Origin of the sequence: Rhodococcus sp. 15-725-2-2b (assembly GCF_002259075.1) — a bacterium.
GTDB lineage: Bacteria > Actinomycetota > Actinomycetes > Mycobacteriales > Mycobacteriaceae > Rhodococcoides.
In genome coordinates this window covers 141,465-166,792 of record NZ_NPFL01000004.1, presented here as the reverse complement: position 1 = coordinate 166,792, position 25,328 = coordinate 141,465, and the positions used below count along the sequence as shown (strand labels likewise).

23 protein-coding genes are annotated in these 25,328 nt (G+C 61.9%); 13 read left to right on the top strand and 10 right to left on the bottom strand.

All coding sequences use genetic code 11. From position 1 onward, the window contains the following. Positions 1-48: 48 nt before the first annotated feature. The 3 genes from CH306_RS02505 to CH306_RS02495 all read left to right on the top strand — a co-directional run bounded on the left by CH306_RS02505 (position 49) and on the right by CH306_RS02495 (position 3,463). Positions 49-1,500 (top strand): amidohydrolase family protein, encoded by a 1,452-nt coding sequence (locus CH306_RS02505; protein WP_094645587.1) that lies wholly within the window; start codon positions 49-51, stop codon positions 1,498-1,500. Between the two features lie 73 nt (positions 1,501-1,573). Continuing rightward, positions 1,574-2,518, top strand: coding sequence for a fumarylacetoacetate hydrolase family protein (locus tag CH306_RS02500; RefSeq protein WP_094645803.1), 945 nt, complete (start codon positions 1,574-1,576; stop codon positions 2,516-2,518). A gap of 162 nt (positions 2,519-2,680) precedes the next feature. After that, entirely contained in the window at positions 2,681-3,463 is a 783-nt protein-coding gene (locus CH306_RS02495) for a cyclase family protein (protein ID WP_094645586.1), read from the top strand. Between the two features lie 641 nt (positions 3,464-4,104). Here CH306_RS02495 and CH306_RS02490 read toward each other — a convergent pair. Further along, a complete protein-coding gene (locus tag CH306_RS02490; RefSeq protein WP_143544507.1) occupies positions 4,105-5,454 on the bottom strand; it encodes an aminotransferase class I/II-fold pyridoxal phosphate-dependent enzyme in 1,350 nt (449 codons plus the stop codon). Between the two features lie 94 nt (positions 5,455-5,548). Here CH306_RS02490 and CH306_RS02485 point away from each other — a divergent pair, with 94 nt between their 5' ends. The 5 genes from CH306_RS02485 to CH306_RS02465 all read left to right on the top strand — a co-directional run bounded on the left by CH306_RS02485 (position 5,549) and on the right by CH306_RS02465 (position 10,528). Beyond that, positions 5,549-6,526, top strand: coding sequence for a GTP-binding protein (locus CH306_RS02485; protein WP_143545346.1), 978 nt, complete (start codon positions 5,549-5,551; stop codon positions 6,524-6,526). Positions 6,527-6,546: 20 nt separating this feature from the next. After that, a complete protein-coding gene (locus CH306_RS02480) occupies positions 6,547-7,452 on the top strand; it encodes an ABC transporter substrate-binding protein (protein ID WP_218829656.1) in 906 nt (301 codons plus the stop codon). A 65-nt stretch (positions 7,453-7,517) separates the two neighbouring features. Beyond that, entirely contained in the window at positions 7,518-8,387 is an 870-nt protein-coding gene (locus CH306_RS02475) for an amino acid ABC transporter permease (protein ID WP_256981015.1), read from the top strand. Between the two features lie 33 nt (positions 8,388-8,420). Continuing rightward, on the top strand, positions 8,421-9,230 hold the full coding sequence (locus CH306_RS02470; protein WP_094645582.1) for an amino acid ABC transporter ATP-binding protein: 810 nt from the start codon (positions 8,421-8,423) through the stop codon (positions 9,228-9,230). Positions 9,231-9,289: 59 nt separating this feature from the next. Next, positions 9,290-10,528 carry a M20 metallopeptidase family protein gene (locus tag CH306_RS02465; RefSeq protein ID WP_094645581.1) on the top strand — a complete coding sequence of 413 codons (1,239 nt, stop codon included), beginning with the start codon at positions 9,290-9,292 and terminating at the stop codon, positions 10,526-10,528. Between the two features lie 101 nt (positions 10,529-10,629). On the opposite strand, the gene CH306_RS02460 is transcribed toward CH306_RS02465, so the two are convergent. The 7 genes from CH306_RS02460 to CH306_RS02435 form a co-directional block, all read right to left on the bottom strand. Then, positions 10,630-11,100 carry a RidA family protein gene (locus CH306_RS02460; protein WP_094645580.1) on the bottom strand — a complete coding sequence of 157 codons (471 nt, stop codon included), beginning with the start codon at positions 11,098-11,100 and terminating at the stop codon, positions 10,630-10,632. Between the two features lie 142 nt (positions 11,101-11,242). Continuing rightward, on the bottom strand, positions 11,243-12,079 hold the full coding sequence (locus tag CH306_RS02455; protein WP_218829657.1) for a PhzF family phenazine biosynthesis protein: 837 nt from the start codon (positions 12,077-12,079) through the stop codon (positions 11,243-11,245). 14 nt (positions 12,080-12,093) lie between these two features. Then, the gene (locus CH306_RS29340; protein ID WP_218829655.1) at positions 12,094-13,323 is read right to left on the bottom strand and encodes a M20 family metallopeptidase; all 1,230 of its coding nucleotides are present in this window, start codon (positions 13,321-13,323) and stop codon (positions 12,094-12,096) included. Further along, positions 13,320-14,357, bottom strand: a complete 1,038-nt coding sequence (locus CH306_RS29335) for a ketopantoate reductase family protein (RefSeq protein ID WP_218828428.1) — start codon at positions 14,355-14,357, stop codon at positions 13,320-13,322. Before CH306_RS29335 ends, CH306_RS29340 begins: the two co-directional genes overlap by 4 nt. A 47-nt stretch (positions 14,358-14,404) precedes the next feature. Next, positions 14,405-15,169 (bottom strand): SDR family NAD(P)-dependent oxidoreductase, encoded by a 765-nt coding sequence (locus tag CH306_RS02445; RefSeq protein ID WP_094645579.1) that lies wholly within the window; start codon positions 15,167-15,169, stop codon positions 14,405-14,407. Continuing rightward, complete coding sequence (locus tag CH306_RS02440; protein ID WP_094645578.1) at positions 15,169-16,488, bottom strand: MFS transporter; 1,320 nt, start codon at positions 16,486-16,488, stop codon at positions 15,169-15,171. The genes CH306_RS02445 and CH306_RS02440 overlap by 1 nt, the downstream gene beginning before the upstream one ends. Next, positions 16,485-17,405 carry a polysaccharide deacetylase family protein gene (locus CH306_RS02435; RefSeq protein WP_094645577.1) on the bottom strand — a complete coding sequence of 307 codons (921 nt, stop codon included), beginning with the start codon at positions 17,403-17,405 and terminating at the stop codon, positions 16,485-16,487. Before CH306_RS02435 ends, CH306_RS02440 begins: the two co-directional genes overlap by 4 nt. 172 nt (positions 17,406-17,577) lie before the next feature. Here CH306_RS02435 and CH306_RS02430 point away from each other — a divergent pair, with 172 nt between their 5' ends. Beyond that, positions 17,578-18,651: an Lrp/AsnC family transcriptional regulator gene (locus CH306_RS02430; RefSeq protein WP_094645576.1), complete on the top strand. Its 1,074-nt coding sequence runs from the start codon at positions 17,578-17,580 to the stop codon at positions 18,649-18,651. Positions 18,652-18,710: 59 nt separating this feature from the next. On the opposite strand, the gene CH306_RS02425 is transcribed toward CH306_RS02430, so the two are convergent. Beyond that, the gene (locus CH306_RS02425) at positions 18,711-19,214 is read right to left on the bottom strand and encodes an Lrp/AsnC family transcriptional regulator (RefSeq protein WP_179272713.1); all 504 of its coding nucleotides are present in this window, start codon (positions 19,212-19,214) and stop codon (positions 18,711-18,713) included. Between the two features lie 405 nt (positions 19,215-19,619). On the opposite strand from CH306_RS02425, the gene CH306_RS02415 reads away from it, so the two are divergent. The 4 genes from CH306_RS02415 to CH306_RS02400 all read left to right on the top strand — a co-directional run bounded on the left by CH306_RS02415 (position 19,620) and on the right by CH306_RS02400 (position 23,557). Further along, entirely contained in the window at positions 19,620-19,889 is a 270-nt protein-coding gene (locus CH306_RS02415; RefSeq protein WP_143546494.1) for a hypothetical protein, read from the top strand. A 133-nt stretch (positions 19,890-20,022) separates the two neighbouring features. Next, positions 20,023-21,144, top strand: a complete 1,122-nt coding sequence (locus tag CH306_RS02410) for a thiamine pyrophosphate-dependent enzyme (RefSeq protein WP_256981014.1) — start codon at positions 20,023-20,025, stop codon at positions 21,142-21,144. Next, on the top strand, positions 21,144-22,166 hold the full coding sequence (locus CH306_RS02405; protein WP_094645572.1) for an alpha-ketoacid dehydrogenase subunit beta: 1,023 nt from the start codon (positions 21,144-21,146) through the stop codon (positions 22,164-22,166). The genes CH306_RS02410 and CH306_RS02405 overlap by 1 nt, the downstream gene beginning before the upstream one ends. An 8-nt stretch (positions 22,167-22,174) precedes the next feature. Further along, positions 22,175-23,557 (top strand): dihydrolipoamide acetyltransferase family protein, encoded by a 1,383-nt coding sequence (locus tag CH306_RS02400; protein WP_094645571.1) that lies wholly within the window; start codon positions 22,175-22,177, stop codon positions 23,555-23,557. Between the two features lie 472 nt (positions 23,558-24,029). Here CH306_RS02400 and CH306_RS02395 read toward each other — a convergent pair whose 3' ends face one another. After that, positions 24,030-25,211 (bottom strand): lipase family protein, encoded by a 1,182-nt coding sequence (locus CH306_RS02395; protein WP_094645799.1) that lies wholly within the window; start codon positions 25,209-25,211, stop codon positions 24,030-24,032. Positions 25,212-25,328: the final 117 nt, after the last annotated feature.

Sequence of the window (25,328 nt, the reverse complement as noted above, 5' to 3'; positions counted from 1 at the left end):
GCGCAATGCCGCAGATCACAATATCCACCAACTTCGCCGGAGGTCACAATGAGCACGCACCGCACCCTGATCCGCAACGGACGAGTCCTGACCATGGACCCCGCGCTCGGCGACTTCGACTCGGCAGACGTGCTGATCGAGGACGACACGATCGTCGCAATCGGACCGAACCTCGGGGTCGTCGACGCCGAGGTCATCGATGCCTCGAACCACATCGTGCTGCCCGGTTTCATCGATACTCATCGGCACACATGGCAGTCACTCTTCCGCGGCGTCTGCAGTGACTGGACCCTCGGCGATTACTACTTCGGTATGCGACTGGGGATCTCTCCGGCCTACACAGCCGACGACGTCCGGTTGGGCAACTTCTACGGCGCAGTCGACGCACTCAACAGCGGTGTCACCACTTTGCTGGACTTCTCGCACTGCAACAACACCCCCGACCACTCCGACGGTGCCGTTCAGGGCCTGCTGCAAGCAGGCATACGCGCATCGTTCTGCTACGGATTCTTCGAAAGTTCCCCCGCACAATCGCAATTCGGAGATCACACTGCACGTCTCGCAGACTTCCACCGCATCGCCGATACGTACTTCGCGTCCGACGGGCGACTCACACTGGGCGTCTCGTTGTCGGAGATCTTCGGCCTCCCATGGGCGGATACGGTCTCGGAACTGGCAGCCGCCCGTGAGCGAAAAGCCCTGCTGGTCAACCACGCCGGGTGCGTATTCGGCAGCGCCTTGTGCAACGGGATCCTCGAAATGGATCAACTGGGCTTGCTGGGCCCGGACATGGTCCACGTTCATTGCTGCAGCTTCGGCGACGACGAATGGGAAGCCCTGGCACGCAGCGGCGGCAAAGTGTCGATCTCGTCGCAGACGGAAATGAACATGGGCTTCGGTCGACCGGTCTTCCAGCGCTGCGAGCAACATGGGATCGCCCCCACACTCTCGGCCGACGTGATCTCCCTCAACAGCGGCGACCTGTGGCACGAACTACGATTCGGTCTCTCGTGCGCACGCGCGGACGCAGCCGACCCGATCAACGCAGCAGGACAGATGCCCGATGCAGTCGCGCTTCCCGCGCGGGAAGCGCTGAAATGGACCACCGTCAACGCCGCCGAGGCCATGGGACTCGGTGACCGCATCGGTTCATTGACGCCAGGCAAACGTGCCGATCTGCAGATCATCGGTGGGCCCGCTCTCGAACAGCATCCTGTGCTCGATCCTTATGCCACGCTGGTGTTTCAGACCTCTGCAGCTGATGTGCGCACGGTCATCGTCGACGGTCGGGTGGTCAAACGTGACGGGATCCTGACAGTGACCGATCGGACGTCGCTGACAGCGGAAGTCGATGCAGCGTCCGAACGTATCCTCGGCCGACTCAGGGATGCAGGTCGCGAACTTCCCGGGACCCCACCGGGTGCGTTCACCGCTATCGAGCCGCTCACGCGCAGTTTCCACGAACAGGCAATCCAAGCAACGGCAGTGGTGGCGCGGTGATGACAGAACAATGGCACTGCTCACCCGTGCATCGCTGCATCGATGCGGTGAATTCGACAGGGAGGGGGAGCCGGTGAAGTTCGTGACTTACGACGCCGGCAGTGGCCCGCGAACCGGAATCATCGACGGAGAGACCGTGCGCGGTCTCCGCGCCGGTGTCAGTTTGCTCTCGATTCTGAACTCCGGCGACGATGCCCTCACCGAAGCCGGCGAGTCGGCGAGACGATCCCCCGACGAAACCCGCGTGCTGGATCAGGTGCGATTGTTGGCACCGCTACCACGGCCTCCGTCGGTGCGAGACGGACTGTGTTTCCTCGACCACCTTCGCGGCTGTTATCGCGCGATGGGACGCAGCCCAGAACTGCACGAGGCGTGGTCGCAGATCCCGGCGTTCTACTTCTCCAACGCCGAATCCGTCCTTGGCCCTTACGACGACGTGCCGGTCGCCCCTGGCAGCACCATGTTCGATCTCGAACTCGAAGTAGGAGCGGTCATCGGCCGCGGTGGCCGCGACCTCGATCCGCACACCGCCGAAAAACACATCGTCGGGTACACATTGTTCAACGACTGGACCGCACGAGACCACCAGCTCCGCGATCTCGCCCTCGGCATCGGAATGGGAAAGAGCAAGGACAGTGCGCTCACCCTCGGGCCCGCTCTGGTCACCGTCGACGAGCTCAAGGATTATCGGCGCGACGGCCGGATCGCTCTCGAGCTGACCGCCGCGGTCAACGGTGACGAGATCACCCGCGGCACCCTCGATGAAATGGATTGGGACTTCGGCGAACTCGTGTCCTTCGTCTCGCGCGGGGTCGATCTGCGCCCGGGTGAGGTGGTCGGCTCGGGAACCGTCCCCGGCGGATGTCTGCTCGAACACGTCGGCACCCCCGAGCTCGCCGATTTCGGACGTTGGCTACGCCCCGGTGACGTCGTCACCCTGACCGGTCAAGGACTCGGGCAAGTGCGCCAGACGATTGTTCCCGGTGTCGACGTCCAACCGCTGTCATCGGGGTTCTGACGTGAAGACACCTCTGACACAACCGAACAGCGAGAAGTCCGGGAGAACGCCACCGACAGCGTCACCTCACGGTGCACGACCCACGTGGACCACTGATCGGCAGTGCCCACAGTGAATGAAAAGTCCGCAACTCATGATCTCGTGAACAATAAGGAACGACCGATGCGAAAACTGATCGACATCTCCGCGCCGCTTCAAACCGGAATAGCGTCCGATCCTCCTGGCTTCGGACCCCACATCGACTATTACACCCACGCAGACACCGTCAAGGACCTACTCGCGTTCTTTCCCGACGCGAGCAAGGAGGATCTGCCGGACGGCGAGGGGTGGGCATACGAATGGGTGCGCGCAACCACCCACAACGGAACCCACCTCGACGCGCCGTACCACTACTCCGCGGTGATGGACGGTGGGAAGCCGGCAGCGACCATCGACGAAGTGCCCCTCGACTGGTGCCTGCAACCCGGAGTCAAACTCGACTTCCGGCACTTCCCCGATGGATACGTCGCCACAGCGACCGACGTCGAGAACGAACTGACCCGCATCGGGCACGAACTGTCGCCGCTCGAAATTGTCGTCGTGAACACTTCGGCCGGCGCGCGCTACGGCCAAGACGACTACGTCGCCTCCGGTTGCGGTATGGGCCGCGATGCCACGCTCTACCTCTTGGAGAGGGGAGTACGCCTTACCGGGACCGATGCGTGGAGCTGGGATGCCCCCTTCGTGCACACCGCCGTCCGGTACGCCGCCGAACACGACCCGTCCATCATCTGGGAAGGCCATCGTGTCGGACGCGAAATCGGCTACTGCCATCTCGAAAAGCTCAACGGGCTCGAGCAACTACCTCACACCGGGTTCGAGATCTCGTGCTTCCCAGTCAAAATACAAGCTGCCTCGGCGGGATGGACGCGAGCAGTTGCCATCTTCGACTCTCCATCCGACTGAATGCATCGGAGGTAGATCCGATGTACAGCCGGGAGGCGGGTCTACCCGAGGCGTCCCAAGCTCGCATCGGCTGTTGGGGATTGTGACCGGGTGTTTTTCTGGATCGGGAATCACGAACGCTCGTCAGACGCGGGTGTCAGTAGGGAAGGAGCATTCCCGGTTGCGAGGCGATCGTGAGGCCTTGCCAGCGGCCGTCACGCGCGCTCGGCATTCGCGTCGCTGCGGACGAGCGCCACGACGTCGCCGCCCTGAGCGACGAGGGACGCTGGTCAGTCGAGCAGATGTGACCAGTTGCTCCGGTAAGAAGTACAGACATACACTTGCCAGCTCGGCGCGTTCCGCATCCGCGGCCGTGAGCGGCTGATCCCCGGATACTGGGGCGGCTTCGATCCGCCGACGTTCGTCGTCGACCCAACAGTCGAACAGTCCTCCGCCGATGCCCAGTTCACGGATGACCTCGGCGACGATGCGGCCGGAATCGATTGCCCTGCGTTCGGGCTCGGCCCTAACAAATCGGTGTCCGCCATCCGGCGTGAAACTCAGCATTGGCAACGGCGTGCTCTCGGCCCTCGAATGACGTCGGCGTTCGAGGGGTGCTAGAGGGGACATCTATCGGCGCTGCTCAGCGAGCTGAAATGACGTCACCGACCTGCACCGGATGCCGCCGCGTACGCGGCCACGATCTGATCGCGCAGTTCCCAACTGGCTCCTACGGCGAGGCGGAGAGACGGTTCGATTCTGCGGATCGAACTACCCGACGAACCATTCGCTGCGATGCCGTGAGAAGCCAGGGCGAGCAGCGAGGCGCGTTCGTTGAATACGGGCACGTTGACGCTCAATCCGTCGCCGGGGGAGACTGTGATGCCTTCGCGTGCAAACATCGCGGCCAACGTCTCGCGTCGTGCTCTGTACTCAGTTCTGGCTTCCGCGATCAGCTTTCGAGTATCACCGTCGGTCAGCATCCACGCGAGCGCGTTCTGTAGGAGTCGCGAGGTCCATCGATCGCCGAACTGGCGCAGATCGTGGGCGCGTCCGACCAGTTCACCGGCACCTCCGACAATCGCGAGGCGCAGGTCCGGTCCGTGCGATTTCGAGTAGGTACGGATCAGCACCGTCCGCTCGGGAAAAACCGGTCCGAGGCCGTTGTACATCGCGTCGGACACTTCCCCCATGTCGTCCTGCTCGATGATCGTCAGGTCCGTCTTCCTCAATATGCCGGCGAGCTCGTCTCTTCGCGCCGCGTTCACCGACACTCCCATTCGTGAACTCGCGCGGGGCTCGTACAGGAACGCAACCGGACGCCGTTCCAATGCCCGGCTCAGTGCCACCGGATCCGGCCCATGGCTATCGCACGGAATCGGGATCATCCGAGCACCGAGGTGGTCGAGTATGTCGAGAACTCTGGGCGCGGATGGATCTGCAACGGCGACGTAGTCGCCGGCCACCACGGTGGCACTGGTGACGAGCAGGAGGCCATGATATCCCCCGTTCACCGACACCAATGCGCTTGTCTCCCAGGGCCAACTGGGCGAGACCGCGTCTCGGAGTCGATCGGTGATGGACTCTTTTCTGTACGAGTTGAGACCCGGTTCGGTTCCAGACCGGTGCACGGCCGTCGCCAGGTCCGGTAGCAACGCCGGATCCGGTGGGGCAAGCGTCAGATCCAGCACCCCGGCACGCCACTCTTTGCCCACTGTTTCGTAGCGGGGCGGACCCACTTTGAAATGCCCGTCGACGACCCATGTTCCCTGCCGTCCGGATCCGTCGATCACGTTCTGGCGTCGCAATATTCCCCATGCCGTCGAGATAGTTGCGGGGCTAACGTGCATCCGGGAGGCGAGCGCGCGCACCGTCGGTAATGCGCTCCCTCGCGGAATGTCACCGGTTTTGACCAACCTGTGCACACAGGACGCGAGTTCGGGTGCGGACATCTCGGTCAGCTGCGCGCACAACCAGGCTGCGGAAACTGCGGGCTCATGTCCAGTCGGCACAGCGCTTCTCCTTTTTGATCAGTAACAAAACAGGCCTTTGTCATCGGACGTAACCTACCTTCATCAATCGAAGTTCAGCATTAAAGGAGGCCCGGTGCCCACAGTGAACCTTGCGTCACGGAGGTGGGATCACGTTGTTCCCGTCGCGCTCGGAGACGTGTCGATCGAGGGCGTTCGCCTCGTCCTCCAGGATCAGACGCCCGATCTCTGGCTCGATCCGACGATCGACGGCGGGGAGGCATCGTTGAGCAGATACATTCGGGCACGAGCGCTGGGCGACCACTCGATCACTGCACTCCCCATCTTCCTGATGACCGGCTTTCGCCATCGATGCATCATCACGTCGAAGTCGTCGCGCTTGGAATCGGCATCCGAACTGCGTAATGGGCGCATTGGACTCACCGGTTGGGCAGACACCGGGAACGTGTGGACGCGAGCGATCGTGCGGTCGGACGGCGTGGACATGTCCGAGGCCGAGTGGACGCTGGGGCGTCTCACCGCGGACCACCCGATTTTCGACCGTACAGGTGGCGTCGCCCTGCCCGCGAACGTGACGGACTCGATCGACGACGAGTCGCTGATGTCGCAGCTCGCTCGAGGGAAATTGGACGCAGTGATGACTCCGTTCATGCCCGGTGGCTTCTTCTCACGATCGTCGCAATTTCGGACCCTCTATCGAGACGTGGACGATGAAGAGGCCAACTATTACGCTGGAACAGGATTCGTTCCCGGAATCCATGTCCTCGGCATCAAGACCGAGATTCTGGACAGTCGACCTGGGTTTGCGCAGCAATTGGTGAACCTGTTCGAGCGTGCAAAACTGCTCAGCTTCGAGAGAAGGCACAAACTACAGGATGTGTTGCCGTTGCAGAATCAGGCGATCGCTCGATCCGTACAGACATTCGGCGAGGACTGGATGCCCTATGGCATATCGAGATCGCGAACCATGATCGACGCACTTCAGCGCGAATTGGTAGCTCAACAGTTGATGCCCGAACCGCTCGACATCAGCGAACTGTTTCCCTATGCACTCGATCCAGAACTGCAATCATCCAACCTCGAAGGACAATGATGAAAAGAATAGTCTCTGTATTGGCCGCACCGGTCGTGGGCGTTGCACTCTTGACCGGCTGCACTCAGCCTACTGGAGCAGAAAACGTGAACTCCACTTCCGGAACGAACGAGTCGGTCACCGTTTCCGTTGCCGAGTTCGATCAGAAACTGCACGACCAGTTGCCGGAGAATGTGCAGGCCTCCGGTCGACTTGTGTCGGTCAACACGGGTTCCTTTCCCCCTTACGTGATAATCGACGGTACGAATGTCACCGGCGCTACGGCAGATATGCAGACCGCGCTGGGGCAGGTGCTCGGAATTCAGATAGATCACCAAACGGTGGACGGAATAGCAACAGTTCTCGCCGGGTTGCAGGCAAATCGTTACGACATCGACCTCGGTCCTCAGGGGGATTTCGTGGAGCGGCAGAAGCAGGGCACCTTCATCGACTGGATCGAAGAACACGTTGTATTCGCTGTGAAGGCCGGAAACCCGGAAGGCATCACCGATCTCGACACGTCCTGCGGTAAGCGTATCGCGGTGCAGGCTGCGGGCTCCGCCGAGAAGGTGATCAATGGACAGTCGGTGAAATGCACCGATTCCGGCAAGAACGCCATCGAAGTGCAGTCCTACAAGGATCAGCCCAGTTCGATTCTGGCCGTTCAGTCCGGACGGGCCGACGCATTCTTTTCCTCTCAGGCACCGTTGACGTACTTCGTGGACCAGGCCGGTGGCCAGTTGGAGCTGGCGGGTGTCGGAAAGGGAAACGGATTCGACAGCTTGTATCAGGGTGCGATCACGCCGAAAGACTCGCCTCTGGCAAATGTCTTTGCTCAGGCCTTCGAGGTCCTGAAGGAAAACGGGATCTACGACGCGATCATGACCAAATGGAATCTGCAGGAAAACGCTGTAGAGAATATCGAGATAAATAGGGCCGTGAAATGATGGGCAGTCTGACGGACCGCAAGTCTTCACCGGGAATCGATTCGCCGCTCGATATTGTACACGCTGTGCCGCGAAGACACCCGTGGCGATGGGTCAGCGCAGCAGTCGTGGCTGTGCTGCTTGCACAGTTCATCCATTTCATCGTGACCAACCCGAATTTCGCCTGGTCGACGGTGGGGTTGTATGTCCGAAGCGAGGCCATTGTCAAGGGACTGGGCATCACCCTGGGTCTGACCGTCATCGCCATGATCATCGGCGTGGTGCTCGGCGTACTTCTGGCTGTCTGCCGAATATCCGAAAATGTTCTGCTCAAGTCCGTTGCCGGCGCGTTCATCTGGTTCTTCAGGGGAACTCCGACTCTTGTGCAGTTGATCTTCTTCTACAATCTGTCGGCTCTGCTGCCGAGAATTTCGATCGGTATTCCCTTCGGTCCCGAGTTCGCCGCGTTCGATACCAACTCCCTCATCACCCCGCTGTTCGCCGCGATCCTCGGGTTGGGCCTGAACGAAGGCGCGTACATGGCGGAGATCATCAGAGGCGGCATCCTTTCTGTGGGCCCGGGACAGTTGGAAGCCGGCCATGCCATAGGTATGACGCCGTCCAAGACGATGCGACGGATCATCCTTCCGCAGGCGATGAAGTTCATCGTTCCGCCGACCGGAAATCAAATAATCAGCATGGTCAAAGCGACGTCGCTCGTCAGCGTCATCGCACTGGCCGATCTGCTGTATACCGCTCAGTCCATATACAACAGAACATTCCAGACCATTCCCTTGCTCATCGTGGCCTGCGTTTGGTACTTGATCATCACATCGGTGTTGTACGTCGGCCAATCCTTCCTCGAAAAGCGTTACGGGCGCAGCGATGCCAGGACGTCGTCCAGCTGGTTCGATTTTCTCCGAATACGACCCAAGCGGTCTCGAGGTCGGGTCTAGTGTGCAATCGCAAAAAGCCAAGGGAGATATGCAATGTCGACTCATGAAGTGAGCCTCGAGCCCGCAGTGTCGCATCCAGGCGCGCCCGTGCTGGTAGCCAACTCGGTGCGCAAGCACTTCGGTGGCGTCGAGGTCCTGAAGGACATCAGTCTGTCGGTTCGTACCGGCGAAACCGTAGTGATTCTAGGGCCATCGGGGTCCGGAAAGTCCACTCTGCTTCGTTGTATCAACATGCTGGAGAAACCCACAGGTGGTCGAATCACGGTCGATGGAGTCGACGTGGGTTTCGAAGTGACCTCCAAAGGCGGCATGCAGGAGCGGTCGGACCGATCGAGAGCGCTGCAGATCAGCAAGATCGGAATGGTGTTCCAGCAATTCAATCTGTTCTCCCACATGACGGTCCTCGAGAACATCATCGAAGGGCCGGTCCATGTCAAACACATGAAACGCAAAGAGGCATCGATCATTGCGCGAGAGCTCCTCCAGCGGGTAGGTCTGCAAGGACGCGAAAACGCTTATCCGAGGCAGCTGTCCGGCGGTCAACAGCAGCGAGTGGCCATCGCCCGAGCTCTTGCGATGGAGCCCAAGTTGATGTTGTTCGACGAGCCGACCTCGGCCCTGGACCCGGAACTGGTGGGCGAGGTGCTGTCGACCATGAAGTCCCTTGCGCTGGAGGGCCTGACGATGATCGTTGTCACTCACGAAATCTCGTTTGCACGTGAAGTGGCCGATCGGGTGGTGTTCATGGATGGCGGAGTCATCGTGGAGCAGGGAACACCGTCGCAGGTCATCGACCATCCGTCCGAGCAACGAACTCAGATGTTCTTGTCCCGAGTCCGATGAATCGGCCTCTCAGGGTCCACCATGCGTAATCAGTAGACAAGAGTACGGGAGTAGTTTTCATGTCAGTGCCGGACCTGCAGAGGCTTCGCCGTTCGATTCACCACGAACCTGAGGTCGGTCTACACCTGCCCAACACTCAGAGGCTCATTCTGGACGCGTTGTCCGACCTCGATCTCGATATCGAGGTCGGGGCCGCCCTTTCATCGATCAGTGCTGTTCTCCGAGGGGGGAACATCGCAGCCGGGGCAGGTCGGCCGTCGGTTCTTCTCCGGGCCGACATGGATGCGCTGCCCCTCGTCGAGAAAAGTGGGGAGCCGTTTTCCGCTGACAACGGCGCGATGCACGCGTGCGGCCACGATATGCACAGTGCTGCCCTGGTCGGTGCAGCACACCTGCTGAGCGAGAACCAACACGAACTCGCAGGTGACGTGGTGTTCATGTTCCAACCCGGAGAGGAAGGAGGTGATGGGGCGCAACTGATGCTGGACGAGGGCATACTCGAACGGACTGGCTCGAGACCGGTGGCGGCGTATGGACTGCATATGGCACCGGACTCGCCGGCTGGAACGTTTCTCAGTCGTCCCGGATCCTATATGGCAGCGTTCACCAAGTTCGATGTCGTGGTCACCGGGGCGGGGGGACACGGTTCTCGGCCGTACCAGGCGCTGGATCCCATCGTCGTTGCAGCTGAAATGGTGACTTCCCTGCAGGTATTCGTGACTCGAAGGTTCAATGTCTTCGACCCAGTGATCGCTACTGTCGGAGAATTTCATGCCGGCTCGGCGCCCAATGTCATACCGGATCATGCACGGTTCTCCGCCGTCGTCCGATCCTTCTCGCCGAATGTACTCGAATCGGTGAATGATGATGTGCCGCAATTATTTCAGAACATCGCCCGAGCCCACGGACTGACTGCGGAGGTCACACGTGCGCTGGAGCTTCCGCCGGTGGTCAACGATGTCGCAAGCGCTGCGCATTGGCGACACACTGCGACGTCGCTCTTCGGTGAATCACGGTTCGAGGAATTGGAGAACCCACGCACCGGGTCCGAGGACTTCGCCAAAATTCTGGCGCAGGTCCCGGGTGCATTCGGACATGTCGGCGCGGGGGCACCGGAGACCAACGGGTCGAATAGGGCTCCGTTGCACTCGCCCGAGGCTCGCTTCGACGACAGAATATTGCCCGATGTGTCGAGGTTTCTGGCGAGCCTGGCCGACACACGCCTGAGAGACGAAGTGCCGCAGTCGGGCTCAGGTCCTGCCCGCGAGATGGGCCGGGAGCTCGTCGATCTGGACTGATCGGCGATCGACGCCGCCGCTGCTTCTGCAAGAACGCGTCGCCCTGTCTCCGCGCACGCAGACCGGGACTCGATGGCACATCGCCATCGAGTCCCGGTCTGTCATTCGAAGGTCAGGATCATTTCGACTTCCACCGGTGCATCGAAGGGGAGAACGGCCACTCCGACGGCGGAGCGCGCATGGACGCCTCGGTCGCCGAACAGATCTGCGAGCAGCTCCGAGGCACCGTTGATCACGTCGGCTTGGGCGGTGAAACTCGGATCGGAGGCGACGAAACCGACCACTTTGACCACCTGGGTGATCCGGTCGAGCGAGTCGACGGCGTTCTGGACCGCAGCGAGGGCGTTGAGAGCACAAATGCCTGCGTACCGTCGAGCATCCGCAGGGCTGACCAGACCCTGGGCGTCGCCGACCTTCCCTGTTGCAGGTAGGGCCCCGTCGACCATGGGCACCTGACCGGAGACATAGAGGTGGGTGCCATCGATGACGACCGGGGTGTAGGCGGCCAGCGGGGGTACCGCAGACGGCAACGACAGTCCGAGTTCGGCGAGCCGCGTACGAATCGAGTTCATAGGGATTGCTCCAATGTGTGTGAGTCGAGGAGAGCCAACCGTGCTTGGGTAGGTTGTCTCTCGAGGTGCTGGGCTGCAAAGGATTCCGGCGCACTTACGTCGATCATGCTGTGCGAGAAAGTATTCGCTGCACGGTGGCGTGTCACAGACTCACGTTGCCGTCGATGCACGTCACGCTCTCCCCTCCGACCCATAGTCCGTCGGACGAATCGGCCACCGAAATGATCCCGTGTCGACCCAGTACCGTCCCCTGCCGTGCCCGGTAGGAGGAGGGTGCCACCCCGCTGCGGATCAGCCATTGGCCGATGCCGGCGTTGAGGCTGCCGGTCACGGGGTCCTCGGGGATGCCGAGCGGTAGCGCGAAGCTGCGTACCTCGAATTGCTGGGCAAAACCATCGGGGTGAGGTCCGACGACGCCCAGTATCAGGTCCTTCATCAGCGTCTCGTCGGGTTCGAGTTCGAGTACTTCGGAGGCGGAGGACAGACGCACGGCAGCCCATCCGGGGCCGTTGTCCACCCACTGGTGATCGAGAATGCTGTCGCGGTGAATTCTCAAGGCAGCACAGATGTGTTCGAGGTATTCCTCGTCCAGCGGGCCGGACTTGACCGGGTTCGGCGCTCGAAACGACAATGCCGATCCGTCGCGCTTGACGGTCACCAACCCGACTCCACATTCTTGCACGATCTGACTTCGGTTCGACGAGTCGTCCGCGGACGCAAGCCAGGCGTGTGCGCTACCCAGAGTCGGATGGCCTGCGAACGGAATCTCCCCGCCGGGTGTGAAGATACGAAGTTTGTAGTCTGCGTCGCGCGTCGTCGCTGTCTGGACGAATGTCGTCTCGGACAGGTTCGTCCATTTGGCGAAACGCGCCATGGTGTCGTCGTCCACACCGTCCCCGTCGAGCACCACAGCTACCGGGTTACCGCGGTAGGGCTCGCTGGTGAAGACATCGACCTGCGCGAAGCGTCTCGTTCCCATCGTCATGGACACACTCACTTTCCGTTTCGTGACAGGCCGGGGTGGTGCCGGTCGTTGTCGGCATTCCGCGCTCGCGATGGGCTCGGGTCGGAATCCAGCAAGCTGTCCAGCAACACAGCGGTCAGTGCTGCACGTTCGATCATGCCGTTCAGGCTGACCCATTCCTCGCGCGCATGAGCTCCACCGCCGACCGCGCCCAGACCGTCTAGTACCGGCAGGCCCTGTGCAGCAGCGAAGTTGCCGTCGCTTGCACCACCCACGGCGGCCTCTCGCAATTCGAATCCCAACTCGGCCGCGGCCTTGCGCGCTTCGTCGTACAGTAGCGCGGTTCCCGCGGTTCGAGCCATGACGGGCCTGTTCCATTCGCCGCTCACGGTGATGCGGGCGGACGGCCTGGACGGGGCCAACGCGCTCAGTAGCTCGTCCACGCGGCGCGCCTCCTCGTTGCTGTCCACGCGCACGTCGATGTCCGCAGTCGCCGAACCAGCCGTCACGTTCGCGCGGCTGCCGCCGCTGATGGTCCCGACGTTCACGGTCGTTTCGGACCCCGCATCGTTGACATCGTGCAAGGCGCGCACGACCCTGGCCATCTCGTCGATGGCGCTCACACCCTTACCCGGATCCAGGCCGGCATGAGCTTCCACGCCATCCACCGTGATCGTGAACAGTCCGACGCCTTTCCTGGATGTCTTGACCGCCCCGTCGACGCTTGCCTCGAAGACCAGAACGGCCTCGGATCCGGCGACTTCCTCTTCGATCAACGACCTCGAGGTCGGGCTGCCGATTTCTTCGTCGCCGGTCAGGATCAGCCGCACGTTGGGGCGAGCCAGACCGCAGGTGTCGGCGCATTTGATCGCCCACACCAGTTGCACCAAGCCGGCCTTCATGTCGAACGCGCCTGGTCCGGTCAACATGTCGCCGTCGATTCGAACGGGCCACATCAGCCCGGTGCCGCGCGGCCAGACGGTGTCGTAGTGGCACAGCGCACTCACGAATCGATCCGTGAGTGTGGGCGACGGGATGTCTACGATGACAGCGTCGCCGAATTCTGCGCCATCCACGAACCGAATTTCGCTCGCGTCGGGTAGTCGCTCGGCAATCCATTCACGGACCCACGTCAGGCCCTCGTCGAGCAATTGCTTGTCATCCGAGGGAGTTTCGTGTTCCACGTACAGACGAAGATCGTCGACCATGTCGGTTCGTCGCTCTTCGAGCCAGGCAGACACCGACGATGCGGAACTCACTGAGCGCCCTGTGGTTGCGTTGCGACAAGCGAATCCAGATCTGCAAGATGCTGTTCGGACATCTCGAGAGTGCCGTTCTCCAACTGGTCGATCAGAGACAGCAGCCGCCGCAGAGCAGGCGCAGCGATGCCCTCACGATCGGCGATCGCAAGCACCGGTTCGTATTGTGGCCGTACTTCGGTGGGCCGCTTCTTCACAGCGATATCGCGCCAGACTCCCGACCGAGTCTTGGACTGACGCGAAAGCCATTGCACGAGTGCATCCGTGGCCTTCTTGTTGGCGGAGTGGGACGCATCGCGTCGGTAGGCGCTCGGGTCGAAAGCATCGAAGCTCTCCAGCGTGACCTCTTGCGTGCGCGCGATGTCGAACACTTCGGCGACCAGCGCGTTCATGGCCGGCCGGTGTCGGTCGACGAGCTCGCTCATGTCGACATCGGCAACTGCGGTCGCGATGAGCATTGCTGCGAAACCGAGTTTGGACCAGAGGTAGCCGTTGACATTGGTGCTGACGATGGGTTCGCCCCACAGTCTGAGATCGTGCGCGAGTCCTTGCACACGGTCGTTGCTCGCGGTCGTCATGTACTCGCCCAGTGCGATTGCCCCGGCTCCGCCGTCGACGACAACTCCTGGTTCGACAACGTCGGCGAACAGGTCGACGAACGCTGCGACTGTTCGCTCGGGCCCGACGATCGAGGCAATCAGCTCCTCGTTCATCCCGTTCTGCATCGATACGACGAATCCCTCGTGGGACAGCCGCGGGGCGATCCAGTTCACTGCACCGGCGGTGGCCTGCGTCTTGACGGCCAAGAGCACGGCACCGAGTTCCTCGGGTGCGTCGTCGAGGGTGAATGCAGGAATTTCGGTCCGTCTGGTGCCCTGTGGAGTTCGAAGTTCGAGACCCCTCGCGCGAATGGCCTCCACGTGGGCCACGTCGGCGTCGACGAGTTGAACCGGGCAGCCGGCGTCGTGCAGGTACGTGGCGAGAGTGCCGCCGATGGCACCTGCGCCGACGACGGTGTAGCGATGTGCGGTCACAGCTGAGTTACCTTCCATGGTGATGAATGCATTGTGATGAGAAGCGATCAATTCCAGTGCAGCGGTAGGTCGACAGCTCCGGTGGACGCACCACCGTCGACGCGCAGCACTTCACCGGTGATCCACTCGGCGTGCTGTCCGGAAATCCAGACGACCGCGTGTGCGATGTCTTCGGGGGTTCCGCTTCGGCCGAGAGGATTTCTCGAGACGGCGTCGGCGTAACGCCCACTGACAGGATTGACGTCGCTGGCGACGGCAACGAATCCAGGAGCCACGGCATTGACGCGAATACCATGCGGTCCGAGTTCGAGTGCCGATGCACGGGTGAGCATTTCGAGTGCCGCTTTGGAGCTGCAGTAGGGTGCTGCGCCGGGTCGTGCACGCAGCGCCGCGCCCGAAGAGATGTTCACGATCGAGGCGTGGGTCGATGCGGCGACGGCGTTCCGTGCCAGCGCCACAGTGGTGAGCATCGGAGCGCGAACGTTGAGTGCCTGCACCGAATCCCATGTGTCGGCGTCGAGATCGAGAAATGGGGTCGCCGGATAGATGCCCGCACAGTTGACGAGAACGTCGATCGCTCGATCCGTGAAGACGCCGTCGACGGTTCGGGTACACGCGGCGGCATCGGTGAGATCGACGCCGATCGTCCGGGTGTGCGCAGTGCCTGTCTCCGAACCGATGTCGGCGGCAGCGTTGGCGAGGGCACTGGTGGGTCGGTCGACCATCGTCACGAATGCTCCGTCGCGCGCGAACCGCGTCGCGATGCTGCGACCGATTCCGTTCGCTGCGCCCGTCACGAGAACGTGTCGCATCAGTCGAGTTCCTTTCCGGCTGTCTCGGGCATGGTGAGATAGACGAACAGGCCGACGGCGGCCGCGCACATGCAGTAGATCCAGATGTAGTTCTGTAGTTCGTTGGATCGGAACCATGTGATGACATACGGTGCTGTGCCACCGAATACCGCAACCGCGAGGGCATAGGGGACACCGATTCCGGTGGCCCTGATCGATACCGGGAACTGTTCGGACATGATGACGGCCGCGTTCGCGGAGTACCCCAGGAGGAAGAACGCTCCGATGAGCTCGATGATGAGCAGGTTCCAGAACTCACCGTTCAGGAAATGAAATGCGGGCCAGGAGAAGACGACGAACCCTGCTGCGAAGAAGGACATCGTGGGCTTGCGGCCGAGTTTGTCCGAGACGATGCCAGCGAAGGGGAGGCAGACGATGAAGGCTGTCAACGCGATGACGTTGGCAGTCAGTGCTCGGCTCAGAGGAATGTCGTAGTTGACCGAGACGTATACGGGGAGATAGGACATCCACAGGTAGTAGAGCAGCGTGCCGGCGATGGTGATGCCGAAGACCCGTGCTGTCGCGCGGGGGTGTTCTGCGAACATGGCGAATACGGCGCTGCGACGGGGGGCTTCCTTGGCTGCGTCGGCTTCGGCAGCGCGCTCGAATGTTTCGGTCTCCTCGGCCGTCGATCGCAACCACAGCCCTGCCAAGCCGAACAGTCCGGCCAGGACAAAAGCCAGTCGCCATCCCCAGGACGTCACTGCCTCCGGCGACATCGTCGAGGTGATGATCGCCCCCATCCCGGATGCGGTCAGCACGCCCAGCCCCACGGATGCCTGCTGCCAGGAGCCGGCGAACGCACGTCTCTTCGGTGCCGCCGACTCGACGAGATACGCAGAGGAGGAACCGAACTCGCCCCCGGCGGAGAAACCTTGAATCAGCCTGGCCACGACGAGAATGATCGGCGCAAAGATCCCGATGTGTTCGTAGCTCGGCGTCACTCCGATGACGATCGACGAGCCTGCCATCATGCCGATGGTGAGGACCAGGCCCTTCTTTCGGCCGTACTTGTCGGCATACGGTCCGAGAACCATCGCGCCGATCGGGCGCATGACGAACCCCACCGCGAAGACCGCCAGTGCGAACAACAGTGCGGCAGTGTCATTGCCGGGCGGAAAGAACAACGGCGCGAATATGGAGGCCAACGTCGCGTACAAGGTCCAGTCGAGCCACTCGACGGTATTACCCACCACTCCTGCGACGATTGCCTTCTTGCCTCGCCTGGTGAGTTTGGTGCTCTGCACTGCAGGGGCCGTGGCCGAATGCTGTTCGATCATCGCGGGATTCCTTCGTTCGAGAGGTTGGGGGCGAGGTGATCGACCAGCCCACTGTGAGTTGTGAACCAGACGTTGCTTGTGGCAACGATGTGTTCGACGAGTTGCGCGACTGCCCGCATGCGGGAACGGTGCCCGCTGATATGGGGATGCAGCGTCAATTGGAAGACCCCGTGCGACTGGTATGCCGCGTCGAACTCGTCGATCCAGATCTGTGCGACGTCGCGAGGAGAGGTGTAGGGCCGCAGGGCGGAGAATCGGTCCATCAGCAGGTACGGCGCGTCGTCTCGGATCCATTCCACCGGCACTTCGGCAATGCCGGTGGCTCGGCCCTCCGCGACGAGTTCGTACGGTTCGTCGTCCGCCATCAACGATGAGTCGTAACGAAATTCGAGCTCCTGCAGCACCCGCATCGTCGAATCGGAGAAGTCCCAGGACGGTGTGCGCATGCCGACCGGCCTGCTTCCGCTCTGGCGCTCGAGTACGTCGACAGCACGTGCGGTCAGGTCGAGTTCTTGCTCGAAAGTGAGCATTGTGGTGCGCTCGTGTATCCAGCCGTGCACTGCTACTTCATGCCCGTGCTCCACGTAGCGGGGCACCTCCGACGGTCGAAGCAGTGCACAGACGGCGGGGATGAAGAAGGTCGCCGGTATGTCGTACCGCTGCAGTAACTGCAGTATTCGGGGAACCCCGACACGCGCTCCGAACTCGCCCTGGGCCATCGATCCGGGAGTGGTCATGCCATCTCGAAGATAAGGCGTCTCGTGGTCGGAATCGAACGAGAGCGCGACGGCGCACGTTGCGCCGCCCGGCCAACGTGGGTGTGTATCGGCGTCGAGAAGCGAAGCGCCGGCTCGGACTTTTTCGACGTGGGATCGCCACACCGACTCCGGCCACTCGAATGGTTGCTGATCGGTCATGAGTAACTTTCTCTCGCTGTTCCGCTGAGCCTGTCCAGCGACGGGATTACCGCCTGAAACTGTGGCTTGGACCATAGTAAGCACGCATGTCGGCGTTTGTGGTCGATTCGTGCGTAAAAATCTGATTACGTGAACCGTTCGCGCATGGTCTGATTCTGGGTAGTGTCAGAGCATGGTCGTACCGCACGCGCAGATTCCACCGGCAGACACCGCACAGTCGCTGCTGACCCCAACCCAGCTCGACATCATCGCCGCGCTACAGGTGGCCCCACGTGCGCCACACAGTGCGCTCGCCGAGGTGCTCGACATCCCGCGCAGCACCCTCACACGACAGATACTGCACTTGATCGACAGCAAGCTGGTGCGCTTGATCGGACGCTACGACTGGCCCTTGGTGACCGACGGTATGCCCAGTCAACTGTGGATTCGATGCCATCCCGGGTGCACCCGCAAGGTGCTCGACGAGCTTCGTCGGTTCAACGAGATTCAGTTCCTGATTCTCACCACCGGCAGTATCGACATCTACGCCGACATCTACCCGCTTCGGGGTTCGGACATACAGAACCTGACGACGTCGGTCATTCCTGCCATCCCTGGTATCTCGTCGATTCAAACTCACCTCGTCCTGAAGACGACCAAGGTCGGTCAATCGTGGAGATTGAACAGGCTGAGCGAGGCGCAGGTGACGAAATTGGAGCAATTCTGCGAGCCTGTCGTTCGTGAACCGTTTGCCGACATTTCCGAACTGTCCGGCCTCGAGTATCGCATTCTGCGCCGGCTCGGCTCGGATATCCGGGTGTCGTCAGGGGAGTTGGCTCGGACCCTGTCGGTCAGCTCGTCCACGGTATACCGAACGATCCAGACGCTGTTGCAATCGGGTGCCGTCTCGCCACGGGTCGAGATCGAGCCGGCGGCACTGGGTTACGGCCTGAACGTCATCATCGCCATGCAAGTGGATCCGAGGGCCATCCCCGCGGTTCTGGAAGGCTTGACCGCGCATCCGTCCTCCCGCATGGTGTCCATGGTCACCGGGTCCGCGTCGGTGGTCTACAGCGGCGTCTTCCGAAACGAGAACGAGCTGGCGCAGTTCATCGTCGTCGGCTTGGGCGAACTCAACGGGATACGTGCCCTCGACGTCAGTGTGGGCCGGGACGTAGTGCGTCGCTACTGGATGGACAGGTCCGGAGTGCGGCTGGGCGAGCAGAAGATGATCTTGCCCCCGCATTCCGAAGAGCATTCGAACTGAGCGGTACCCGCGATCGGAAGGTGACGAACGTCGAATCGGAGCGGCTTTGGGTATTTCCGTCAGCGCACGGCCGGCGTCGAGCGTCCCCAACCGGACTGTGCCGTGATGTGTTCGAGCAGCGGTTGGACTCGGTACGGGGTCGGTGTCGCCACCGAGAATTCCGAAGTCGTCTTTCGCACGCCGTCGATATCGACGATGGATGCGGTCAGCACCTGTAGTGCTGCAAGCGAACTGATGGCAACGTGTGCCACCACGTCTTCGCGACCTGCTTGGATCTTGACCTCGAGAACTTCCGGCAGCTCGGTGAGTCCCTCGACCACCGTCGCCAGCTTGCGCTGATCGATCTCCAGGCTGATGGACGCCTGGACCGGCACCCCCACTGCGGACAGATTCACGATGGGACGAAATCCCGTCAGAATGTCGTGTTCCTCGAGCCTTCGCAGACGCGTGTGTACCGTCGCCCGGCTGATACCCAGCTCGGTCGCAATGTCCGCCACGCCCGCCCGGGCATTGGTGGTCAACATCCCGATGATTTCGACGTCGAGACGATCGATGCTGTTCACCTTGACAACCTCCCTGTGCGCTATACCTGAAGTAGCTATCCGAAAAGCTATGTTACTCCGTAATGGCTTGACCACAGCGCGTCCAATCAGCATGATCGCAATATCAAAGTGCAAACCTACCCGGTCAGCACTGACCCGCCACACCGCACCACGGGAGGCGCGTCGACAGAAAGGATCGTCGTGACCCACGACAGTGAAACCCAGCTCGTGTCGCGTCGGAAGGCCTCGTCGGGACGAATGTTCTCGATGCGGCAGACAGCGAAAGAATCACGGTTCTCCGAACCATGTTCTCCCTCGCCGCGTTCGTGGCCGATCACCGCCTCATCTCCCGGGGTCAGGGCGCCATCGAGCGCAGGCCAGACGGCGTGTAGCGCCCTCGCGCCGCGATCTCTGAATTGACGCCTGATGTCCAGCCACCGGACCTTTACGATCTCTGTCGAAATCTATTCCGACAGAACGAAATCCGATCTTCTATCGATGGCCTCGGTACTGCATCGGCGCGCGATCTCGCCGGACGAGGCTCATCTGTCCGCGCTCAGCGGCCCGCAGCGCATCTTCACGGCGACGTTCACGGCCGAGCGCTGCCAAGCCGACGTCGTGGCCAGAACGTTCCAGAGCATGCCATCGGTATGGTCGGTTTCCTTGTCGGAGATCGAACCTGTGGTGGCGGCGTGAGCACACACGTTCTGTGCCGCAACGGTTCCTGACGACTGTCCCGTCAGGGCGACAGGCCCCGAAACGGCCGCACGGCCGAACCTTCTTCGCATCATCTCCGATCCCGCACCTGCCAGTACGTTAGGACCATTCGATGAGTGACATCATCTCGACCGAGGACCGTCGTGAGTTGGAGGTCGAAACCCGGCCGAATACCGCGACGATGACGCAATTCGTTCGCGCTGACGGCAGCCTGACCAAGGCCGGTGTTCGCCACGCTGTCGATCCAGAAGTGGCGCGAAAGATGTACCGCGACATGGCAAGAGCGCGGAGGTTCGATCAGGAAGCGCTCGCCCTTCAGCGGCAGGGCGAGCTTGGACTGTGGCTGCAGAGCTGGGGTCAGGAAGCCGCGCAGGTTGCATCGATGTACGCACTCGACGATCGAGACTTCGTCTTCCCGTCCTATCGGGAACATGCCGCTGCCATGGTTCGAGGGATAACACCGACCGAAATCCTCAGCCAATGGCGAGGAGCGACGCACGCAGGCTGGGACCCCGAACGATACAACTTCCATTACAACTCGTTGGTTCTGGGCACTCAGACCCTGCACGCCAACGGATATGCGCTCGGATGCAAGCTGTCCGGCGGAAACTCGATCGTCGCAACATATTTCGGTGACGGCGCGGCAAGCCAGGGCGATGTGAGCGAGGCATTCAACTGGGCCGCCGCCCGCAGCCTTCCCGTCCTGTTCATCTGCCAGAACAATCAGTGGGCCATCTCCACCCCAACCGACCTCCAGTACGCAGCCCCCGTGCACCAGCGGGCAGCAGGTTTCGGACTGCGTACCTTTTTCGTCGACGGTAACGACGCGCTTGCGGTTTTGGAAGTGACTCGGGCCGCCGCGGACATCGTGCGTTCGGGCACGGGCCCGGCATTGATCGAGGCCGTCACCTACAGAATGGCAGGACATTCGACGTCCGACGACCCCCGGAAGTACCGCGAGGCAGCAGAACTCGACCTGTGGACCAGCCGAGACCCGTTGCATCGGCTCGGAGTTGTTGTGGCCGAACAGGGTGCCACCTCGGAATTCTTCAGCGAACTGGACGAAGAGCTTGACGCGCTGGCCATCGAGGTACGTGCAGCGTGCCGCGCGATCCGAGCGCCGGAGCTCGACAGCATCTTCGACAATGCTTATGCCGAACCTCATCCCGGCGTCCGAGCAGAGAAGCAAGCCCTCCGCAAGTACAACACCATGATGGCTGGAGAAACCTCCTGATGACCGCGACACTCGAAAGCAATCACCTGAGCCGGACACAGCCCGGCACGAGTACGACCACCCTCGGCAAGGCGTTGAACGCAGGACTACGGCGAGCCATGCTCGACGACGAACGCGTGATTTTGCTCGGCGAGGACATCGGCGTACTAGGCGGAGTCTTCAGGGTCACAGAGGGATTGCACAAGGAGTTCGGTGACGACCGCGTCATCGATACCCCACTGGCCGAATCCGCGATCGTCGGAACAGCGATCGGACTTGCCCTGCGGGGCTACCGGCCGGTGGTCGAAATCCAGTTCGACGGTTTCGTGTACCCGGCCTTCGATCAGATCGTCAGCCAACTGGCCAAGATGCGGGCTCGATCCGGCGGCCGGACGTCCCTGCCAATCGTGATCCGTATCCCGGTCGGTGGCGGTATCGGTGCGGTCGAACATCACAGTGAATCCAACGAGGCGTACTTCGCGCACACCGCGGGTCTGCGGGTGGTCTCCTGCTCCAGCCCGGCCGACGGCTATAGAATGCTTCGAGCAGCAATAGCCAGCGACGATCCGGTCATCTTCTACGAGCCCAAACGGCGCTACTGGGACAAAGGCGAGATCGACCTCGGTGCAGAACCCGCCTCGCTCGACCGAGCCCGCGTCTGGCGTACCGGCACCGATCTGACCTTGGTCGCCCACGGTCCGACCGTCAAGACGGCGCTCGCAGCGGCCGAGGCCGCAGCCGAGGACGGATACTCCATCGGCGTCGTCGATCTCCGTACCATCTCACCTCTCGACCTCGAAACGTTGAAGCGGTGCGCCGAATCGACAGGGCATCTGGTGGTGGTGCACGAAGCATCGACCTTTCTCGGAATCGGTGCCGAAATCGCCGCTGCCGTCACCGAGACCTGCTTCTATGCCCTCGAAGCCCCCGTCCTGCGGGTCGGTGCGTACAACCTTCCGTATCCGCCCGCAAAGGTCGAGGACGAGTTCCTTCCCGACGTCGACCGCATCCTCGACGCCATCGACACATCACTGAAATTCTGAGGCCAGGCATGAACAACATCCAGCAGTTCGCGCTCCCCGACGTGGGGGAGGGGCTCACCGAAGCCGACATCGGCACCTGGCACGTGAAGGTCGGTGACGCGGTCGAGATCAACGACGTACTGGTAGAAATCGAGACCGCAAAGTCCGCGGTCGAGTTGCCGTCACCCTATGCCGGGGTGGTGAAACGGCTACTGGCCGACGAAGGCGACACCGTCGCAGTCGGGACCGTCGTGATCGAAATCGGTTCGGAGGTAGATCGATCGGGCACACCGGGGGATCGCGAAATCGTCGTGCAGTCGCCGGATCGCGAACCGCAGACGTCGGTCGACGACGACAAGCCACAGGTTCTGGTCGGTCCGGGGCCCCACGAGCCGGCCGCCCGGCGACGAAGAATTGCGCCGCCGACGGCACCGGCGAATTCGGCTGCGTCGGGACCGTCGCACACTGCAGCCTCAACGGTTGACTTCCAGTCTCCGGTGGAAACCGACGATCTTCCAGACCGAAGTTCGGTCGCAGTACAACGCAGTCGAGCCAGGGCCACACCGGCCGTCCGACTGCTCGCCAAAAAACTGAACGTCGACATCGACTCGCTCGCAGTCGAGGGCGAACTCGTGACGGCGGAGCAGGTCCGATCCGCGGCGACTCCGCAACAGAACCAGAATCCAGTTCGTCCCACGGAGTCCGCCATACCTCGGGAAACACGGATCCCCATCAGGGGTGTACGCAAGATGACAGCGGAGGCGATGTGCAGTTCGGCCTTCACCGCCCCGCACGTCACCGAGTGGCTGACCGTCGACGTCACGGCGACGATGGATCTGCTTGCGCACATCAAGACCGACAAGTCGTGGGCCGGAGTCCGAGTCAACCCACTGGTGCTGGTGGCCAAGGCCTTCCTCCTGGCCGTGCAAGCGCATCCCGACATCAATGCAACGTGGGACGATTCAGCGCAGGAGATCGTGCTCAAGCACTACGTCAATCTTGGCATCGCAGCTGCGACGCCTCGGGGTTTGATCGTTCCGAACATCAAGGATGCGCATACCCTTGATGTACGTCGCTTGGCCGATGCGGTTGCCGATCTGGTCGCGGTAGCTCGGAGCGGAAAGACGCCGCCGGCCGACATGTCCGGTGGCACACTGACGATCACGAACATCGGGGCGCTCGGCGTCGACGCCGGCACGCCCATCCTGAACCCGGGCGAAGCGGCGATTCTCGCGTTCGGTGCCATCCGTCCTCAACCGTGGGTCGTCGACGGCCGAATCGAGATACGACAGGTTACGCAACTGGCGATGTCTTTCGACCACCGACTCGTCGACGGGGAACTCGGCTCCAAGGTGTTGACTCGAACCGCGGCAATTCTCTCCAACCCGGCGTCGGCATTGTTGACCGTGTGATCGAAGTTCACCGGAACGACAACCAACGAACGGTGCGCCCCCTGGACCACTGCCGGGGATGCACTGTCTCTCAAACGACATGGCGTTTTTCTGATTAACGGGCCACACCTGTGAGACGAGGGCGATTTGGGTTCGCGACGAATAAGTTTCGTTGTCACGAGTCCGCACAGAGCGTCGGTGCGCCGGACGCTCTCCGTCCATCCGATACCGTGGCTGTCCGGCACCGATCAGGACTGTCCGGTGTCGGAGAATCGGCGGCAGTTCGGTGTCACGAGAGTGTCACAAGTCGGTACGTTCGTGAATGGTCCGGTGCGGACGATGATGTACGAAAAGTGTTGCAAATAAACAAATATTGAGTCCATTGAAGTTCATGCGAATCCACTTTTAGGACTTAAATCCGCACAGTGTCGGTTCGAGTCCGACTGGGGGCACCGCATTTCCGTAGGTCACAGCGCTATGTTGCTTCGGCGAGCTAACCCGAACCGTTGGCGGCGAATTGTTCTGCGGTCCAACGTAACACGAATGGCAGCCCGGTCATGGCGCCGATGAAGTGGTCGCCTGCCACGGGCTCGTAGTGCACGTTGGCACCCTTGCTGCGCCACTGTTCGATCAGGGCAGTCACGCCGGCCTCGGGGATGAAGCGATCGCCGATCCACTTGCTTGCGGAACCGTGGAAGAACGCGACCGGCACCGACGGCGCGTCCGCGCCCGGACGGTTCGCGGCGATCACCCGCCGCGCGATGTCGGAGTCGAACGGGTCGGGTTCGGACGCCAAGTCCTCGATTCGCAGGCGTGCCAACCCGCCTAAGGCCAGGGGGAGGACGGACATGTCCTTGACCCAGGACGCCAACAGCAGCGCCTTGGGGCCGAACAGTTCGACCATCTCGGGGTGCTCACGCGCGAGACCCATGCTCGCCGCGCCCAGTAGCCCGGCCGCGACGGTGTCGTTCATGGTGTCGAGCAGCATCGAGAAGTCGGTGGGCGTTCCACCGGCGACGGCACCGGCCAACTTCACGTCCGGCGCGTACCTCGGGTGCAGTTGCGCCGTCCACGTGGTGGCGATCGCGCCGCCGCTGTAGCCGTAGGCCACCACTGGGCTGTCGGCGAGCTCCGGGGCGACGACTGTCATCCCGCGTAGCGAGTCCAGGACGGCATGCCCGGCCATCGTGCCTTCGGAGTACGACATCCGCGGGCCTTGGTGATCGGCGACGAGGACGGCGTATCCGCGGGCGAGCCAGAGCGGCATCACCGGCGGGAGGTCGGCACCGACACCGTGCACGAGCCGGTACGACGGCGTGCTCGTGGCTCCGAGTGAATCGATGGCCACGTTGTGGGCGACGACGGGCCGCGGTCCGCGCCCGGTCCACGGCCGTTTCGGGATCAGCAGCGAGGCGGTGACGCCGGCGGGGAGACCCCGTGCGTCGGTCGATCGAACCATGAACTGATGCAGGGCGGTTCGCGGCCTGGGCACCAGACCGCGGGTCGTGCGCTGTCGGATCACCGCGCCGGGTGCAAGGTCCTCGATGCCGGGAGGGGTGAGGAAGAAGTCGTCGTTGTCGATCGGGGTCGGGAGGATCGCGGCATGGGGATCGTCCGGAGGCTCCAGGGGCAGTCGTCGAGTCAATACGCGATCGAGCACACCGAACACAGTCATGATCCCCCGACATTCTTCTCCAGCCGTACCGATCCCCGCGGTCACCCTACAGCGGAGGCGGTAGGTCAACGCAAGAATGAAGACGTCCCCGCGGACCATCCCCGATGCCCCGTCCGG

What these genes read in the sequence shown, in the direction of transcription:
- CH306_RS02505 (WP_094645587.1), top strand. Translation starts at nt 49, where the DNA reads ATGAGCACGCACCGCACCCTGATCCGCAACGGACGAGTCCTGACCATG.
- CH306_RS02495 (WP_094645586.1), top strand. Translation starts at nt 2,681, where the DNA reads ATGCGAAAACTGATCGACATCTCCGCGCCGCTTCAAACCGGAATAGCG.
- CH306_RS02470 (WP_094645582.1), top strand. Translation starts at nt 8,421, where the DNA reads ATGTCGACTCATGAAGTGAGCCTCGAGCCCGCAGTGTCGCATCCAGGC.
- CH306_RS02465 (WP_094645581.1), top strand. Translation starts at nt 9,290, where the DNA reads ATGTCAGTGCCGGACCTGCAGAGGCTTCGCCGTTCGATTCACCACGAA.
- CH306_RS02460 (WP_094645580.1), bottom strand. Translation starts at nt 11,100, where the DNA reads ATGAACTCGATTCGTACGCGGCTCGCCGAACTCGGACTGTCGTTGCCG.
- CH306_RS02455 (WP_218829657.1), bottom strand. Translation starts at nt 12,079, where the DNA reads ATGGGAACGAGACGCTTCGCGCAGGTCGATGTCTTCACCAGCGAGCCC.
- CH306_RS02445 (WP_094645579.1), bottom strand. Translation starts at nt 15,169, where the DNA reads ATGCGACACGTTCTCGTGACGGGCGCAGCGAACGGAATCGGTCGCAGC.
- CH306_RS02440 (WP_094645578.1), bottom strand. Translation starts at nt 16,488, where the DNA reads ATGATCGAACAGCATTCGGCCACGGCCCCTGCAGTGCAGAGCACCAAA.
- CH306_RS02435 (WP_094645577.1), bottom strand. Translation starts at nt 17,405, where the DNA reads ATGACCGATCAGCAACCATTCGAGTGGCCGGAGTCGGTGTGGCGATCC.
- CH306_RS02430 (WP_094645576.1), top strand. Translation starts at nt 17,578, where the DNA reads ATGGTCGTACCGCACGCGCAGATTCCACCGGCAGACACCGCACAGTCG.
- CH306_RS02415 (WP_143546494.1), top strand. Translation starts at nt 19,620, where the DNA reads ATGTCCAGCCACCGGACCTTTACGATCTCTGTCGAAATCTATTCCGAC.
- CH306_RS02410 (WP_256981014.1), top strand. Translation starts at nt 20,023, where the DNA reads ATGAGTGACATCATCTCGACCGAGGACCGTCGTGAGTTGGAGGTCGAA.
- CH306_RS02405 (WP_094645572.1), top strand. Translation starts at nt 21,144, where the DNA reads ATGACCGCGACACTCGAAAGCAATCACCTGAGCCGGACACAGCCCGGC.
- CH306_RS02400 (WP_094645571.1), top strand. Translation starts at nt 22,175, where the DNA reads ATGAACAACATCCAGCAGTTCGCGCTCCCCGACGTGGGGGAGGGGCTC.
- CH306_RS02395 (WP_094645799.1), bottom strand. Translation starts at nt 25,211, where the DNA reads ATGACTGTGTTCGGTGTGCTCGATCGCGTATTGACTCGACGACTGCCC.